Annotated in this window: 1 protein-coding gene and 2 pseudogenes; all 3 read left to right on the plus strand. The window is 65.9% G+C overall.

Features of this window, described 5'->3' with window-relative positions:
- A pseudogene (locus BLU09_RS38025) lies at positions 1-365 on the plus strand (DUF2924 domain-containing protein); the annotation flags it as partial.
- An 8-nt stretch (positions 366-373) separates the two neighbouring features.
- Positions 374-736, plus strand: a complete 363-nt coding sequence (locus BLU09_RS38030; RefSeq protein WP_090496022.1) for a hypothetical protein — start codon at positions 374-376, stop codon at positions 734-736.
- Positions 737-897: 161 nt separating this feature from the next.
- Positions 898-1,113: pseudogene (locus tag BLU09_RS38035) on the plus strand (hypothetical protein); the annotation flags it as partial.

Genomic DNA, 1,113 nt, shown 5'->3' on the forward strand with positions numbered 1-1,113 from the left:
CTCGCCAGCGCGGGCGCTTCGCCGGCATGTCGCTGCAGCAGTTGCAGGAGAAGTACCGCGAAGTCGTCGGGCGTCCGACGGGCAGCAGCAACGTCGCCTACCTCCAGTGGAAGATTCGGGAGGCGGAGGCTGGACGAATCAACGTAGGCCCCCGCCCCGAGCGCGAGGTGAAGGTGCGCGAGGACGGCAAGCGCGTCATCCCCCTCTCCTTCGACGACGAGGCAATCAAGGCCCTGGACAAGGCCTGGCGCGACGCGGGCCTGCCGAGCCGCACGCGCCTCGTCACTCGCGCGCTGTACAACGAACTCACGGCCATGTGCGCCACCGAGGCCGCCAGGCACTTCGCTCCGAACGAGAACGAGTGAGGATTGCCATGGCGACAAAGGAACAAGCCACCGACGCCCTCGTGTTGGTGGCACTTCGCAAGGCGCTCGCAGGGGCTCGCGTAGAGGTGAAGCTGACCCTTCACAGCAGCGGCTGCGAATTGCAGCCGGAAGTCGAAGTCACATTTCCCCAGGGCACCTCCGCACGCCAGCGCAACGCGGCCCTCCTGCTTCTTGCCGCCCAGGTGGAGCTGCGCACCCCGGCGCAGGAGCATTGGCTCGTCGAATCAGAGGTCCTCGACGACGGCAATAGAGGCCGCATCTATCTGGTGCTGCTCGGCGTCGGTGGACCTTGGCCGACTCATGAAGAGGCAGAGCGCGGACTGCAAGTCCTGCACAGCGCCCTCCGCTGACATGGGCATGCGGGCGGCGCAACCTGCCTCCCTGCCGCCCATTCAATGAAACATACAACGCCACAGCGCCAGAGAGGACTTGATACGCCCGCACAACAGAGCGTGTATTCCTTTCGCGACGGGCGACAAAACGCCTCGCCAACCCCAAAGGAACGCACACCATGAAGACCACCCCCAAGCCCCCTCGCCTTGGCCAGACGACGGCAACCGAGCCCCAGAACGCCACGGTGAATCTGAGCCTCAGCAAGAACCGATACGGCACGCCTCAGCCGCAGCTGGACATCTTCCTCCCGCGCGGCTCCAGCCACCGGGAGACGAGCGCGATGCTCTACACGTTCGCCGCCAGCCTGGAGCTGCGCACCCCTACCAGCGAGCGA

The organism is Myxococcus virescens, from assembly GCF_900101905.1.
In the GTDB taxonomy this organism is placed as follows: Bacteria; Myxococcota; Myxococcia; order Myxococcales; family Myxococcaceae; genus Myxococcus; species Myxococcus virescens.

Excerpts from the sequence above, each read along its gene's own strand:
- BLU09_RS38030 (WP_090496022.1), top strand. The coding sequence starts at position 374 with ATGGCGACAAAGGAACAAGCCACCGACGCCCTCGTGTTGGTGGCACTT.